The sequence below is a fragment of the Pseudobutyrivibrio sp. genome, assembly GCF_017471675.1.
Taxonomy (GTDB): domain Bacteria; phylum Bacillota; class Clostridia; order Lachnospirales; family Lachnospiraceae; genus Pseudobutyrivibrio.
Genome location: NZ_JAFUSK010000069.1, coordinates 1 through 14,203 on the forward strand (window position 1 = coordinate 1; position 14,203 = coordinate 14,203).

The following is a 14,203-nucleotide window of genomic DNA, read 5'->3' on the forward strand; positions in this document are numbered from 1 at the left end:
AACTGCTTTTAATTCTACTTGGCGAATGTAATATGAATGCAATTAATACTAATATTGCCGCCACTGCTATTAAGTAACCTAACAAGTGTCTGCGAGATACATACAGTGCCTTCGAATAGTCAAAGCCATGAAAGGACACGTGACGTATGCTCGTTTGTGGCATTAAGAAAATCAGCAATTCTTCTCCAATGATGCAATAAGCTAGGGGCGTTGGCTGAGTCCATGGTGGGCGCATCTCAAATGCAAGCAGCAAGCCCAGGCAGTGACGTAAGCCGGCCCACTGTTAAATCCACATACCCTAGGAGGGGGCAGGGAGGGGAATTGATGAGCAATATAATGGGCGGAAAGTTAAATGTGTGAAATTATGCGCGAAATAATGAAAATTATGTGAAAATTATAAAAGGTAATTTTTAGAAATGTTAAAATCAGTTTGGAGTCTTTATGAGGATGATTGTATGGTGAGGGCTTATTATGAATAAAAAATTTATAATAGGAATATTTATAGCGTATCTGGTGCTTTCGGCGGGAGCTATTGGCTATTATTTGTATGATATTACGAAGGAGGCTGCTGACGTAGCGGAAAGTGAGATGGCTGAGGAAGTGGCCGAGGAAGTTAGCGAGGATTTGGCTAAGGAAGAGGCTGAAAAAGAGCCTGTGGTTGAGGAAGAACCGGAAGAAGAGCCGGTCCAAGAGCCTGTGGATGAAGCACCAACGGAGATAATACCTGATGAAAAGGAGACACCTCCAGAGGAGGTCAGCGAGGAGGATAAGGGAGAGATTAGGCCTGGTCCATATTATAGATATACGGTTAAAAAGATAGATTATGATTCCTTGAATCTTTATGATGACCCTGTTTCAAAGGCTAATATATTAGGGGAGATTGAGGTAGGAAAATCAGGGTATGCAATTGATAGTACAAAGTATCGTACATTGATTCAGCTAGAGGATGGAAGTTTTGCTTTTGTTTCAAAAATGTATTTAAGCTTTACTGAGGTGCCGGAGGATGAATATCCTGAGGACTTAAAATATATTACCTTGGACAAGGCGGGGGAATTGTTTGAATGAAAAGATTAGTATGTGGAATTTTTGCACTGGTAGTATTGATAATCTTTGTTGGATGCCAGATTCCAACTGTTAAGGGGGATGATAAAAAGGTCGTGGATGATTTCAGTGGGATTTACGTATCTGAAAATGCATCTATGGATATCTATTTAGACGATAATGATAAATATGTTGGTGAAATAAGTATAGAAAATGATGATAGCACCATTTACTATTTTAAATTCACAAGTGTAAGTGATAAGAAAAAGCTTTCCTATAAGGATGGGGAGCTGAGAAAGCTTACCTACAATGAATATGGGGATTTCACAGAGGAAACTGTGAAGGAGAAAACAAAGGGAAGTATTAAAAAACAGGGAGAAGAATTGATATGGAAAGATAGTAGTCAAAAGGGAAGCTATAGCTTCGTAGCTGGTTTGTAGTGTATTTGGGGATTGGTAGATATGAAAACTTTGATAGTAGATGATAGACAGTTGGTAAACGTTCAAGCAATGACACATACAATGACATAAAAAAATCCAGCGACAGGCTATTTTAAGCCTTTGCTGGATTTTTTAGATTCTTTGGTAAACTTAGTGACCATGGTAAAAATTTTTTTGCATCTTTTTTCGTGAGCGTTTTCTTACCACGACAGCTTTCCAAAATGTATTTAAAATATTCGTCTACATTAAGATTGTTCATTTTTGCAGTCTGAACCATGCTGTATATAATGCAGCTAGCCTTTGCACCATTTACTGTATCATGAAACATCCAATTTTTACGTCCAATAACAAATGGCTTTACTGTTCGTTCTGCCATGTTGTTATCTAACTCTAATCGACCATCTTCAAATAGTCGCATAGCTTTCTCTTCTTGATTTATGGCATAGGTAAGCGCCTCACCATATTTACATTTTGGCAAGGTTAATTCCTTTTCTTTTTTACACCACGCAAAGAATTCCTCCATAGCTGGTTTGAGCTCGACAAGTCTCTTGGCTTTTCGTTCCTCATAAGTGGAGTATTCAATCTTATTATCTATATCGAAGAGGTTCGCCACCTTTGCTGCGGCAAGATACGCAGATGTTTTTGGCCAGTCTTTCTTTTCTACACCTGCCAATGCGTCTACAAAACCTCGCTTCACATGAACCATGCAGGCAACTGGCTTTATATTTAGTGGTGGCGCGCCAGTCTCTTTGTTGGTATGAAGAACTGAGTCATAGCAGGTATAAGCATCACACATGACATATCCGCTGTAATCTCCAAGAACCTCTCTGCAATCCATGTCAGATCTTCCAGGTCGATAATTATAAATAGCTATTGGATGATCTTTCTGATATTCAGCCGTAGTTGTGACCCAGATATACGGCTTACTGCTAGAATCCTTATCATCCTGATTTACAACTCGGGAATAGGTCTCGTCACAGTGAATAGCATCCTCTTCCATAAGAGTATCCTTCATAACCTCAACTATAGGCGCAAGATGATTCTCGGCTGCCATGATTGACCATTTACACATGTTTCCCTTGCTTATAGGAATACCTTTTTGTTCGTAATCTTTTGCAATTCTATCAAAAGGTAATGCAAGACTATATTTCTTTGTAATACTATCAGCAACAACGGATGGTGATGCTGGAGAGTTTTTGAATAACTCTTTTGGAGCTCCTGACGCTGTTACAAAAGTGCCTTTATCATTCTTTTCACAGGCTCTGCAAGCATAATGGCTGGTCACGTACTTCTTAACATAAACCTTTGGTTCTTCAATTACTATTTCTACACGGGTAGTAGTCTTAACAAAGTGAAGTGGCCCACCACACTTTGGACAAATCATTTCAGCTTCAGATAGCTTAAATTCCTCAATCTTAACTTCCAAGCCGGATAAATCTTTTCGTGATGGCTTGCCCTTACGTTTTTTCTTCTTTTTCTCGTCACCCTGCTGTTTATTTATTACATCATCAAGATTTGGTTCTTCACAGGCCTCACTTGCTGATGTCTCAGCTTCATTAAAAAAGTTAAAGTCATCTAAAGACATCTGACCAGTGATATTTTTCTCAGAAGACTTTCCAAATCGCTTTTGCTGAGCAATCTTAAATTCCTCAAGAAATCTGTCAGCTTTAGCTTCAGCCTGAGCACATCTCATATACAGTTTTAAATATTCTTCCTCAAGCTCATCTCTAGAAAACTTAGAGAGGTCTATGACGTCTTTTTTCAACTTATTACTCATGTAAATATTGTCTCAAAAATAAGGCTAAATATCTATTGTCAGCAGATAGAAAAACATAGTAAAAAAGCCTGAAAAATCGTTGTTTTTCAGACCTTTTTCACTTGATTTTTATTAGGTTTTATAAGTGGATTTTTAGATGATTTTTCTGGCTTTGACCTCTTTATGAGCTCCCTTTTCTTCAAGATTTAGACCGTCTAAAATCCAGGATAATTGTTGTTCTGTAACCGTAAGAATTTTCTTGTTGTCGACCTTTTGAGGCCACTTGAAAGTACCTGATTCTAGTCTTTTGTAGTAAAGCCAAAAACCGTTCTTATCCCAGAACAAAATCTTAAGTTTATTACGACCGCGATTACAGAAAACAAACATTGCTGGTTCAAAGGGATCAAGATTGAATTTCATTTGTATCTTTAGAGATAGACCATCAATGTTATTTCGTAAATCCGTAGGACCTACTGCTAAATAGACAGGGCATGATGGGGTCATTCTTAACATATTTCTTGAAGCACCTCCAAAGTATCCTTTAGTAAGGCCTTGTTAAAACCTTCTTCCAAATGAATAGTAGCACTACCAATACTAAGAGATATGGTAGCAGCCTTTTGAGGCAAGGTTTTCTGAACTGGTTTTGCAGGAACAATCTCAACAGGTACTATATTTACTTCTTCGATATCATCCTCTGATTTCTTTTTACGATTATTAGACTTGATTGGATCTGGCTTGTATCCAAGTTTTTTGAATTGAGCATATGCGCATGATGAGGGAAGGCCTTTTTCCTTTGCAAAAGCTCCCGGCGAAAGATTTGTAGTAAGGAATTCTTCATAAAGATTTTTCCAATTATATTTTGTGTAAGACATAAAAAACACCTCCGAAAGCCATTATGGCATTCAAAAGGTGATTTTAAAATGTGTCATTGCTTGTACGTTTACGACTGCAGAAGCTATGATGAAAATGGGCGAAAAAGGACTGGTATAAATGGATTACGAAAACCTTAAAACATCAAAATACAGTAATTTTGATTTACCTGTTATACAAGTAAAAGTAAATGACAAAGCTATCACAGATGGTAAGCGCTCATTTGCTATATCAAATGTAACAGTTGATTTGACAGCTGGGTTTGAGGCATCTCAGGCAAGCTTTGGTATATATAATGCCTATGATTATGAAGATACCCAGTTTGAATTTGATGTGATAAAAAACTATGTGCTGATAGGCTCTTATGTTCAGATATTAATGGGCTACAATCTTACGGTTACAGAAGTTTTTAGGGGTGTAATTACAAGAGTTAATTTTGTTATTGAGGATGGGGAAGCCCCATACATTCTTGTTACAGCCATGGATGTGAAGGCAGTAATGATGGCTAATCGTTATCACAAGGCAATTAAAGCTAAAAGCTATTCAGAGGCTGTGAAAGAAATATTTAAACAAGGGGTATATGAATCTCTAAAAAATGATGGAGTAATTTTGAGCTATGAAATAGGCGACACCCCTGATAAGAATCCTTCATCTGGTGAACAGGGAAAAGAAGAGACAGACAAGATGATAGAGATGGTTGGTGAAAGTGATTATGAGTTTGTCACAAGAGTAGCTAAAAAATTTAATTACGAATTCTTTGTATTAGGTGGCAGAGTTTATTTTAGAGCAGCCAAGCTTGATAAAGAAAACCAGATAACGATAAGCCCTAGTGCCAATATAAAAAGCATTAATGTGGAATATGATATCACAGGCTTAACAGAAAGCGTTGAAGTAAGGGGACTGGATGTGGGAAAGGCCAAGCTGCTTAAAACCACTAAGAAAAATAGCAATAAATTATCCCAGGGAAATAAAGCTAAATCACTTATAACAGGCTCTAAATTCGTATATATTGACCCAACTGTTGCATCAGCAGAGGATGCAGGCTTTAGAGCAGGATATTTGTTAGAGGACATGATGTATAGATATGGTTCGTTGGAGCTTGAGATGATAGGTCTTCCAGATATTTTACCAGGCAAATTTATCAAAATAGATGGAATTGGAAAAGCTATTTCAAATGAATTTTATGTACAAACTGTGAGACATACAATGTCTAAAGATGGTGAGTATATTACTAAAGTCATTGGCAAAGCAGCCAAACAGAGCGAATCAACCTAACACACAGGAGTAAAGCATATGGCCATTTTTGATATTTTTGAAGAGGTTTCCGAGAAAGCCATTACCAAAACTGAAACTGGGGAAAACAGAATATTTGGAGTAGTTGTTGGGGAAGTTGTAAACAACTATGATGAAAAGTTTCCCGGAAGAGTATGCGTGAATTTGCATACCAGAGATGCAGATGCCAATGAAATGAAATGGGCCAGAATGGCAATGCCATCTGGTGGCAGTGAATGGGGACATTATTTTCTGCCAGAAATTGGTGACCAGGTTTTGGTGGTATTTGAAGAGGGGATTATTGATAGACCTTATGTTATTGGATGCATACAAAAATCGACAGATCAGTTTTTGTCAAAGGCTAAACACAAGAAGAATCAGCATAAGCGTATTGTAACAAGACACGGTTCTACAATTGAGTTTGAGGATGTGGCAGATGAAAATGGCGGAGATGGAGATGGATCAAAGGACAAGATAAGAGTATACACAGCTGATGAAGCCCACAGTATAGAGCTTGATAATGAAAAAAAGCAAATAGAGATTAAGGATAAAGAGGGTAAGGCTGACGTTCTGATGAAGACTGAAAATGGAGATATTTCCATTACAGCAGCAAGAAAAATAACTATAAAAGCCGGTGACAAAATCACTCTGGTAATGAATGGAGAAAGCGGCAAGGTAACACTTAAATGTCAGGACCTTTCTGTAGATGCAACAGGTAAGATTCAACAGCAGGCAACAGGAAAGATGAATCTATCTGGTGCAATGTTTACAGCAGAAACCCAGGGAGCTATGAAATTAAACGCTTCAGGGCTTACTCAGATTACAGGAGCTACTATCAAGATAGGTTAGGAGAATGGCTATGGCACAAGATAAAACATTCTTAGGGCAGGGAATGAAATTCCCACCTCAAATCAATCCTGCTACAGGAAGATTTGTTACAGTTTCTGAAGAGGAAAGTGTAAAGGAATCTATATATTTAATACTTATGACAGGGCTTGGTGAGAGACCTCTTAGACCATCATTTGGCTCTAATATAATGACATATACATTCATGGATATGAATCTGGCTAATCTAAATATGGTTGCCAGAAATATTAGGGAACAAGTGACGGCCCAGGAGCCTCGCATATCAGAGGTAAATGTAAGAATGGAGCAAGGCGCTCAGCCTGGAGTAATACTTTTTGATGTGCAGTACACCATAATCAGTACCAATACCAAGGATAACTTCGTATTTCCGTTTTATCTGAATTTAGATGAAGAGCCTGTAGAAGAAGGAGAACCTGAGTATTATGAACCAGAAGAAGTTGAAGAGTATACAGATTGATAATAGGGATGCTTCTTTGATAGAGAAGAAGATAAGTGATTTGGCCAGTCAATACGAAACTGGCTGGGAACCAGATTACGAAAACCCTGATATAGGAACAGCTATAGCTAAGGTCTATGCTAAGGGTATAGAGGACAATATTGGACGGGTAAACAACATACTTGACAGATATCATACAGAGTTTGTAAACATGCTTGACATGTCACTTCTTGCTGCCAAGCCTGCAAGCTCTATTGTTGTTATGCAGATGCTGTCTGAAACTGTGCCAGGCACAGCTATCCCTAAGGGCACCAAGCTGTTGGCAGATAATGGCGAGGAGCCTTATGTATTTGAAACAGACCATAGCTTGTATGTTAGTTCATCCAGGATATCTACAGCCTTTATGACAGATGGAGAAGAAGGCAGTATTGTGCCACTTCTTGGCAGATTTACAAGGCCTCTACTTCCAGGGGAGAGACCTCACAAAAAGGAATTAAATCCTGACCAGGAAGAACCATTAGAGGATATAGCAGAAATTGATAATAGCGACAGTTTTTTTATAGAGGAATTCAAGCCATTTACACTCTATAACGAAAGAGGTGGAATAGAAAGAAATGCTGTGTGCTTTTATCATCCTAATGTTTTTGATACTGGAAGGGATGATATATATGTACGTGTGGAAGGCAACAGCCTGCTTGTTACTGATATTGTAAATGGTTTGTACAACTTCTGTTATGAAGATAAAGAAGCTGGAATTAAAGAATTCGACCATGTTCGCCTATTAGAAGATAATGAGACATTTATTTTAAATAAGGATAGTGAAAGCGGATTTACAAGATTACTTCTTATAGCAAAAAAAGTACCAAGAGAGTCAAAGAAGGTAAAGAGAATCAGCTTTTCATCTAAGGGAGAAAGCACCCCGGCTGAGGCTGTAAGCTCAGGTTCAACTGATTATGATATTAATAATTTCGCACCATTTACAGACTCTCTATCTCTTTATAGTGAATGTTATATTTGCCATAACAGATACTTTAGCAAAGTAGGGGCTAAGATAACCTTAACCTTTGATATTTTCTTTGATGAAAATAGAATAACCCTAACAACACAAGAAGAGGAACAGAGCTTAAAGATTATAAAGCGCAGAAATAAATCCTCTCAAAAGGAAATATTTACAGATTGCTATGCCCAGGAAATCTTAATTGAATATTTCACTGGTACAGGCTGGAAAAAATTACAGCTTTCAGAAGATACCAGAATGCTTTTCTATGGAGAAATAAAAAAGCATGTGGAGCTGGAGTTTACCTGCCCATCTGATTGGGAGGAAACGGAAAACGGCTCCAATGAAGGAAGAGCAATCAGGATAACTCTAGTTAAAGCCGACAATTGTTATATTCGTCCAGCTGTACATCACTATCCTATCGTAAAGAATCTGCTGATTTCTTATACCTACGAAGACAGATATGTTAATGCAGCAAAAACAGAAATTTATTATGACGCAAAGGTTAGTGATATATCTGATTCAATATATGAGGAAAAGGGCTACACCCTTATAAAGAGAAGTGACTATATTGAAGATGCATTATATTTAGGCTTTCATGGACAGATAGAAAATGGTCCAGCTTCAATCTTGTTTCAATTGCAGGATGGAGTGAGATTCTCTGGTATAAAGTGCCATTTTGAATATTTGGGACATGATGGATGGCGTTCTTTAAAGGTTCTTGATTATACAGAGAACTTTACCAGGTCAGGGGTAGTTATGTTTATGCCACCTTCTGATATGAAGCAGGAGGAGATTGAAAGAAACAAGTGCTATTACATAAGAATCCTTAGGGTAAACAGAGAAGCTCCAGATGAAGATGTATCATTGCTGCCTAAGATAGAAAACGTAGTGCTTAATGCTGTTCAGGTATCAAATATAGAGACAATGGGACAGGTGCCTTTATATATTGAAGAGGCAATTCCTAATATGCGTTTTGCACTAGGTGCAACTAATGTGCTTGATGCCGAGGTATGGGTAAACGAAATGGGCAGGTTCTCTATTCAGGATATGAGAGACTTATGTGAGACAGAACCTGAAAAATACCAGATAGAAGCTGATGATGGTGGAAATATACTTGCATTTTTTGTTAAGTGGACAGAGGTAGAACGATTTGAAACCTCAGAAGACAAAAGAGTGTATGTGCTAGACAGGTATACTAATGAGCTGATATTTGGGGATGGGGTACACACATGGATGCCTCGAATAACAGATAATACATCAGTCAGGTTTACAGTCCGTTGCTGCAATGGACAAGAAGGAAATGTAGAGGCATTTGGAATATCAGAGCCTCTTGGTGCACTTAACTTTATTGGAGAAATATATAATCCTGTAAAGGCATATGGCGGCAGCAATATCGAAACATTAGAAAACGCTTTACTTAGAGGGGCAGGAATGCTTTCTTCAAGAAATCGTTTTGTATCTATGGATGATTTCATTAGGGCGATTATGTCATACTCTGACACCATTGATCAGGTGGCAGGAATTATTGGAATGACTATAGATGGCAGAGAGGATGATTCTCAAATAACCTTTTTGCTTTTAATGAAGGATTATGCAGAAGGTTCTTTTGCATTCCACAGAATTGTAGGAGGGCTTAAAAACCAGCTGATTAAGAACTCAGAATTGACACTTATTCCTGATAAACTGCATATAGTCGAGCCGATATATGTGGAAATTTCAGTAAATGTTTGGGTAAATGTAGTCACAATAGATGAAAGCTTTGAAATTCAAGGACTACTGGAAAATGCTTAGAGGATTATCTTAATCCTTTAGGCTATAACACAGGTGCAGGCTGGAAGATAGGTACGATACCAAAGAAGCCTCAGATTCTAATGAGACTTTCAGTTCTAAAAAGCCGTGCCATAGTTAAGAAATCTGTAATGATTGCTCATTATATTGATGCTAATGGTGAGCATGAAATGGATTTAGGAGATTTAGTAGTTACACCTTTTATGGTATGCAAGAGTGGAAAACACAAGGTGAATATAATCTATTAGTAGGGGACAAGTATGCTGACATACGTTGAAAAAGAACAAAAAACATATGAGGAAAGACTGGCCGAGGCGGTTACAGATATTCCTCTATATACCAGCGAATGGACTAATTTTAATCCATCAGATCCAGCAATGACCATATTGGAAACGCTTGTTGGTTTTATTACGTTGCAGCAGGATTCAATGGATGACATTCCACTTGCAGTTCGAAGAAACCTACTTAAAATGGTGGGATTCTCAGTAAAAAAAGGTAGATGCGCCAGATTACTTTTGTCTACTTCTGGTGTAGAAGGCAGATTTTCTATTCCTGCCAACCACAAATTTGTCATTGGAAATATAGTTTTTGAGACTAACCGTGAAATAGTGATTGATGACAATAAATTAATAGGAATATACGGACAAAAGGCAAATAAGCTAGAGGATGAAGAAGAGTATCTGGATTTTTCTTATCTGCTTGATAGGGAAATAAAGCTTCCGGCTCTTGTATTTGGTGAACAGCCCTTTGCGGGAGATTGCCTTTATTTGATAGCAAATAAATTACCTGAAGCTGGTAAGGAAATTACATTATTTGTGAATCTTCAAAAGCGCATAGGCAGAAATGCTTTTGATGCCAAAACAGAAAAGCTTTTTGCTGATGTGGTATGGGAATGCTACACAGATGAGGGCTGGGTTGCCATGGATGCAAGGGACAATACCAATGCCTTTTTAATGAGTGGAGAGATAAGAGTATGGATGCCTGAAGCTGCAGCAATCTATGAGGGTACTCCAACCCCAGGCTATGCCATTAGAGCCAGACTTAAAAGTGCCCAGTATGATGTAAGGCCAAAGGTAGTTTCTATTGATGCTTTCCTGTTTGAAGTATGGCAAAAAAATACAATCAGCGAATGTCATAGCTTTAGTAGAAGCACCGAAATAGAGCTGATTAGTGAAATGACAGAAGAAGCCTATGTTGATGTGTTTTGTAGAGAAGAGAAAGGGGATTCATATCGTAAATACGAATACAATCCTGACACAAATGAAGAGGGACGTTTTTACAATATCAAACATACCGATTACGGCAATTTTAAAATATTATTTGATAAAAATAAGAGAGGTATTGGTCCTAAGAAATGCCGTGATTGCGTAAAAGTGGTTGTATATACAGAAGATGTAATGAGGCAGTATTCCATTGGAACAGTACTTGGATATGATAATCAGGAGATTGAACTGCCATATAATCATATTGTAGGAAACAGCTTTTGTATATTAGCAAGAAGAAAGGATGATAGTGGCGCATATATATATGATTTTGTAAGGCCTGAGCACTCTGATGATGGCTCATTGTTTTATCATCTGTTAGAAAATGATGGCAAGATAGTCATAGAGGATGCTGGACGCTTTATAGGGGCTGATTTATATCTTGCAGCAGTAGCTTTAAATAACGGACCTGAAGGAAATATACGTGAAGGAAATATCTTAAAATCACCAGATGATAATAATATTCCTGATGGAGTTACATTTTTTAATCCAGTGGCTGGAACAGGAGGATGCTTTAAGGAGACAATTGAATCAGTCAGACAACGTTTTCTTATGGATATGGAAAAGCCTTATACCGCTGTTACGGAAAAGGATTATGAGAATCTGGTTCTTACCACACCGGGACTGTGTATTCATAAGGCAAAGGCACAGATGGATGAGGAAAGAAATCTTGTTAAGATAGCGGTTAAGCAGGGTACAGATGAGGGATTTCCTAGGTTATCTGATATATACCAAAAGATAATAAAGGAGCGTGTTGAGGAAAGAAGGCTTCTTACTACCAGAGTGGAGCTTATCCAACCTATCTATATGCCAGTGAATGTTAATGCCACAGTTTATATAAAGACCCATTTTGATAATGCATCCTCCATGATAGAAGAGACTATAAGAGAGAGGATAGATTATCTTAATTCTGAGAAAAACTTTGGTGAAGTGTTAAAGTTTGATGAACTGTTTCATGCTATAGAGATGCTTGATTGTGTTGAATATGTCTACGATTTATCACTTAGACCTAAGACACTTTCAGGGGCTAAGATGCGTGACGCAGATGTAGTACCAGATAAAAATTGTTTGTTATATCCAGGAGAAATACATATCGAAACAGTAACATTTGAAGACTAGGGGAAAAAGTATGGCTCAGATAAACTATACAATAAGAAAAAACAGAATAGAGCGCTCATTCCTTACAGGTTTTGAAAGTTCTGATGATGGTGGAAGCCTGTTCTTTAATGAGAATACAGGGATTCATAGGCTTTATTTGGATGTGATTGATTCTGCAACTGAGGATGCCACATGGGGGCGTTTTTCGTTCATATCATCTTTGCAGGAGAACATGGTTCTTTACGTATATGCAGCAGCCTACAACTATGATACCTGGTACGATGATGATGGAAACGACATTGAATTGATGTCAGTTTTAAGGGCTGATGATTTTCCTGATGAAGAAAAAAAGAAAATATTTAGTGGTGAAAATGCAAGGAGATTTGTTGGTAAAAACGACATCCTGCTATATGGCTTACAAGGGCGATATTTGTATCTTGCAATAGAGGTATTAGGTGCAGGAGAAGGCTATATCGATAGGCTCAGGGTTGATATGAAAGGGGATAATTTTATAGATGCTTTTCCTAGTATATACAGGGAAAATGATAGCTTCTTTCACAGATACTTATCTATTTTTTCATCTATATACAATGACCTTTCCTATGAAATAGAGAAGCTTCCAGAGCTACTTGACCCTAAAACCTGTCCTGTGGAGTGTCTTCCTATATATGCCAAGTGGTTAGGGATTGATGTAAGCGGTGATTATCTAACAGAAAGGGCTATGCGACAAATTGTTACAGAAGGCTATGAGCTTAATCGTATAAAAGGCACTAAGGCCTGTCTTATAAGAATTATAGAAATTGTTTTACAGGAAAAGGCTATAATTCTTGAAAGCAATACCATCAAATCCTACATGGAAAAAGAAGATATGAAGTTTTCTGAAATAGGAGCTGGTGGAATATATGATGTAAATATATTAATAAGACAAAGTCTAACAGAGACTGACAGGCATCAGCTGTTATATTTATTAAATCAGTTTAAGCCACTTAGATGTAAGATTCATCTAATTCAGCTTAAGGATACTGCAGTCCTTGATGATGAAGTTTATCTTGATATGAATGCAATTATTTCTGGAGAATCTGTAGGTGAACTGGATTCTGGAATGATATTGGCTGATGATGTAGTACTTGACGAATAAGAGGAGGCAACATGGAGATTAGTGAAAAATTAGTTGATGAGGCTATCTGGATAACTATATCTGGAAACGTGGATTCAATTTCATCAAGTGAATTACAGCAGCATATTCTTACTGCCTTTCAGCAAAAAAAGAATGTTGTAATAGATTTTGCAAATGTAAGATATATGTCTTCTGCAGGGCTTCGCGCTATTCTATTAGGCCAAAAGACAGCAGTGAGTAAAGGAGGAAGTCTTAAGCTTATTCATGTTCAGGAAGCGGTTATGAGTGTGTTTAGGATAACAGGGTTTGATAAGCTTTTGACTATAGAATCATGATTACATTTTCACATGTATATAAGTCATACGAGAATACAAATACAACAGTATTTACAGATTTTTCGGCAGAAATTGATAAAGGGGAATTTGTAATTGTAAAAGGGGCAAATGGTAGCGGTAAAACTACGCTTATTAATATGCTTCTTTTAGACGAGGCATGTGATGAAGGACGAATCTATGTGTTTGAAAAAGATATATCGAAAATACGTAGCAGGGAAATTCCTTTATATAGAAGACAGCTGGGAGTAATTTTCCAGGATTTTAGATTGCTTAAGGATAAAACTGTTTTTGATAATATCCTGTTAGCAAGAATGGTGATTGGGGCACCTAAGAAGGATTCTAAGAAGTTAATTTGGAATATGGCAAAGCTGCTTGGTATATCTGAATTGCTAAACAGATATCCATTAGAGCTTTCAGGGGGACAACAGCAGAAGGTGTGTCTTGCAAGGGCCTTGATTAATAGTCCTAAAATTCTTATCTGTGATGAGCCAACAGCTAACCTGGATCCTGAGGCTACAGAGGATTTGAAGAATTTGTTTGAGTTAATCCACGCCCAGGGAATTACCATTTTGTTATCTACCCATGACGCTATTTTGTATGATTGCAAGGACTCTAGGATTATAGAGATTAATAGTGAGGTTTGCTAAGACATAAGGAGAAGGATATATGAGCGATGTTTACGCAAAGATTTCAGACCTTAATGAAGAACTACCTAACTACGAAGAAGAGAATGAATTAGTGGCTGAAGCTACTTTGGAAGTGGAAGAAGAACCTATCCCAATGGTCCTGCGTCAAGATTTAGTACAAATTAAAATGAGAGGTTCTGTCAGTTAAGCAACTGACAGAGACTTCACCCTTTCATACAATTTTTCATATTCATCAGGAGACAAGTAGTCGCAGTGACTATGAATCCTGACGGTG

General features: G+C 37.6%; 15 protein-coding genes. 12 read left to right on the forward strand and 3 right to left on the reverse strand.

The annotated features are described in order from the left end of the window. Positions 1–471 precede the first annotated feature (471 nt). Together IJ535_RS11335 and IJ535_RS11340 are read left to right on the forward strand one after the other, a co-directional pair. Positions 472–1,065 (forward strand): hypothetical protein, encoded by a 594-nt coding sequence (locus tag IJ535_RS11335; RefSeq protein ID WP_294302831.1) that lies wholly within the window; start codon positions 472–474, stop codon positions 1,063–1,065. Next, complete coding sequence (locus IJ535_RS11340; protein WP_294302832.1) at positions 1,062–1,481, forward strand: hypothetical protein; 420 nt, start codon at positions 1,062–1,064, stop codon at positions 1,479–1,481. Before IJ535_RS11335 ends, IJ535_RS11340 begins: the two co-directional genes overlap by 4 nt. A gap of 112 nt (positions 1,482–1,593) precedes the next feature. On the opposite strand, the gene tnpC is transcribed toward IJ535_RS11340, so the two are convergent. The 3 genes from tnpC to IJ535_RS11355 form a co-directional block, all read right to left on the reverse strand. Next, on the reverse strand, positions 1,594–3,258 hold the full coding sequence (gene tnpC, locus IJ535_RS11345) for an IS66 family transposase (RefSeq protein WP_294302835.1): 1,665 nt from the start codon (positions 3,256–3,258) through the stop codon (positions 1,594–1,596). 132 nt (positions 3,259–3,390) lie between these two features. Continuing rightward, the gene (gene tnpB, locus IJ535_RS11350; RefSeq protein ID WP_294302838.1) at positions 3,391–3,750 is read right to left on the reverse strand and encodes an IS66 family insertion sequence element accessory protein TnpB; all 360 of its coding nucleotides are present in this window, start codon (positions 3,748–3,750) and stop codon (positions 3,391–3,393) included. Further along, positions 3,744–4,109 carry a hypothetical protein gene (locus tag IJ535_RS11355; RefSeq protein ID WP_294302841.1) on the reverse strand — a complete coding sequence of 122 codons (366 nt, stop codon included), beginning with the start codon at positions 4,107–4,109 and terminating at the stop codon, positions 3,744–3,746. The genes tnpB and IJ535_RS11355 overlap by 7 nt, the downstream gene beginning before the upstream one ends. 118 nt (positions 4,110–4,227) lie before the next feature. On the opposite strand from IJ535_RS11355, the gene IJ535_RS11360 reads away from it, so the two are divergent. From IJ535_RS11360 to IJ535_RS11405, 10 genes are all read left to right on the forward strand, one after another. Then, positions 4,228–5,382 carry a phage late control D family protein gene (locus tag IJ535_RS11360; protein WP_294302844.1) on the forward strand — a complete coding sequence of 385 codons (1,155 nt, stop codon included), beginning with the start codon at positions 4,228–4,230 and terminating at the stop codon, positions 5,380–5,382. An 18-nt stretch (positions 5,383–5,400) separates the two neighbouring features. Then, the gene (locus IJ535_RS11365) at positions 5,401–6,228 is read left to right on the forward strand and encodes a phage baseplate assembly protein V (protein WP_294302847.1); all 828 of its coding nucleotides are present in this window, start codon (positions 5,401–5,403) and stop codon (positions 6,226–6,228) included. Between the two features lie 10 nt (positions 6,229–6,238). Beyond that, on the forward strand, positions 6,239–6,703 hold the full coding sequence (locus tag IJ535_RS11370) for a GPW/gp25 family protein (RefSeq protein WP_294302850.1): 465 nt from the start codon (positions 6,239–6,241) through the stop codon (positions 6,701–6,703). Next, on the forward strand, positions 6,669–9,473 hold the full coding sequence (locus IJ535_RS11375; RefSeq protein ID WP_294302852.1) for a hypothetical protein: 2,805 nt from the start codon (positions 6,669–6,671) through the stop codon (positions 9,471–9,473). Before IJ535_RS11370 ends, IJ535_RS11375 begins: the two co-directional genes overlap by 35 nt. An 80-nt stretch (positions 9,474–9,553) precedes the next feature. Next, entirely contained in the window at positions 9,554–9,718 is a 165-nt protein-coding gene (locus IJ535_RS11380) for a hypothetical protein (RefSeq protein ID WP_294302855.1), read from the forward strand. A gap of 12 nt (positions 9,719–9,730) precedes the next feature. After that, on the forward strand, positions 9,731–11,851 hold the full coding sequence (locus IJ535_RS11385; RefSeq protein ID WP_294302858.1) for a baseplate J/gp47 family protein: 2,121 nt from the start codon (positions 9,731–9,733) through the stop codon (positions 11,849–11,851). A gap of 10 nt (positions 11,852–11,861) precedes the next feature. Continuing rightward, entirely contained in the window at positions 11,862–12,968 is a 1,107-nt protein-coding gene (locus IJ535_RS11390) for a phage tail protein (protein ID WP_294302861.1), read from the forward strand. A gap of 11 nt (positions 12,969–12,979) precedes the next feature. Further along, positions 12,980–13,282, forward strand: coding sequence for an STAS domain-containing protein (locus IJ535_RS11395; RefSeq protein WP_294302864.1), 303 nt, complete (start codon positions 12,980–12,982; stop codon positions 13,280–13,282). Beyond that, positions 13,279–13,929 (forward strand): cell division ATP-binding protein FtsE, encoded by a 651-nt coding sequence (locus IJ535_RS11400; RefSeq protein ID WP_294302866.1) that lies wholly within the window; start codon positions 13,279–13,281, stop codon positions 13,927–13,929. Before IJ535_RS11395 ends, IJ535_RS11400 begins: the two co-directional genes overlap by 4 nt. 19 nt (positions 13,930–13,948) lie before the next feature. Beyond that, positions 13,949–14,116 (forward strand): hypothetical protein, encoded by a 168-nt coding sequence (locus IJ535_RS11405; RefSeq protein WP_294302870.1) that lies wholly within the window; start codon positions 13,949–13,951, stop codon positions 14,114–14,116. The last annotated feature ends 87 nt before the right edge of the window (positions 14,117–14,203 follow it).

Bases quoted from the DNA above. Each gene is read 5' to 3' on its own strand.
- IJ535_RS11335 (WP_294302831.1), top strand. From the start codon at position 472: ATGAATAAAAAATTTATAATAGGAATATTTATAGCGTATCTGGTGCTT.
- IJ535_RS11340 (WP_294302832.1), top strand. From the start codon at position 1,062: ATGAAAAGATTAGTATGTGGAATTTTTGCACTGGTAGTATTGATAATC.
- tnpC (WP_294302835.1), bottom strand. From the start codon at position 3,258: ATGAGTAATAAGTTGAAAAAAGACGTCATAGACCTCTCTAAGTTTTCT.
- tnpB (WP_294302838.1), bottom strand. From the start codon at position 3,750: ATGTTAAGAATGACCCCATCATGCCCTGTCTATTTAGCAGTAGGTCCT.
- IJ535_RS11355 (WP_294302841.1), bottom strand. From the start codon at position 4,109: ATGTCTTACACAAAATATAATTGGAAAAATCTTTATGAAGAATTCCTT.
- IJ535_RS11360 (WP_294302844.1), top strand. From the start codon at position 4,228: ATGGATTACGAAAACCTTAAAACATCAAAATACAGTAATTTTGATTTA.
- IJ535_RS11365 (WP_294302847.1), top strand. From the start codon at position 5,401: ATGGCCATTTTTGATATTTTTGAAGAGGTTTCCGAGAAAGCCATTACC.
- IJ535_RS11370 (WP_294302850.1), top strand. From the start codon at position 6,239: ATGGCACAAGATAAAACATTCTTAGGGCAGGGAATGAAATTCCCACCT.
- IJ535_RS11375 (WP_294302852.1), top strand. From the start codon at position 6,669: ATGAACCAGAAGAAGTTGAAGAGTATACAGATTGATAATAGGGATGCT.
- IJ535_RS11380 (WP_294302855.1), top strand. From the start codon at position 9,554: ATGAGACTTTCAGTTCTAAAAAGCCGTGCCATAGTTAAGAAATCTGTA.
- IJ535_RS11385 (WP_294302858.1), top strand. From the start codon at position 9,731: ATGCTGACATACGTTGAAAAAGAACAAAAAACATATGAGGAAAGACTG.
- IJ535_RS11390 (WP_294302861.1), top strand. From the start codon at position 11,862: ATGGCTCAGATAAACTATACAATAAGAAAAAACAGAATAGAGCGCTCA.
- IJ535_RS11395 (WP_294302864.1), top strand. From the start codon at position 12,980: ATGGAGATTAGTGAAAAATTAGTTGATGAGGCTATCTGGATAACTATA.
- IJ535_RS11400 (WP_294302866.1), top strand. From the start codon at position 13,279: ATGATTACATTTTCACATGTATATAAGTCATACGAGAATACAAATACA.
- IJ535_RS11405 (WP_294302870.1), top strand. From the start codon at position 13,949: ATGAGCGATGTTTACGCAAAGATTTCAGACCTTAATGAAGAACTACCT.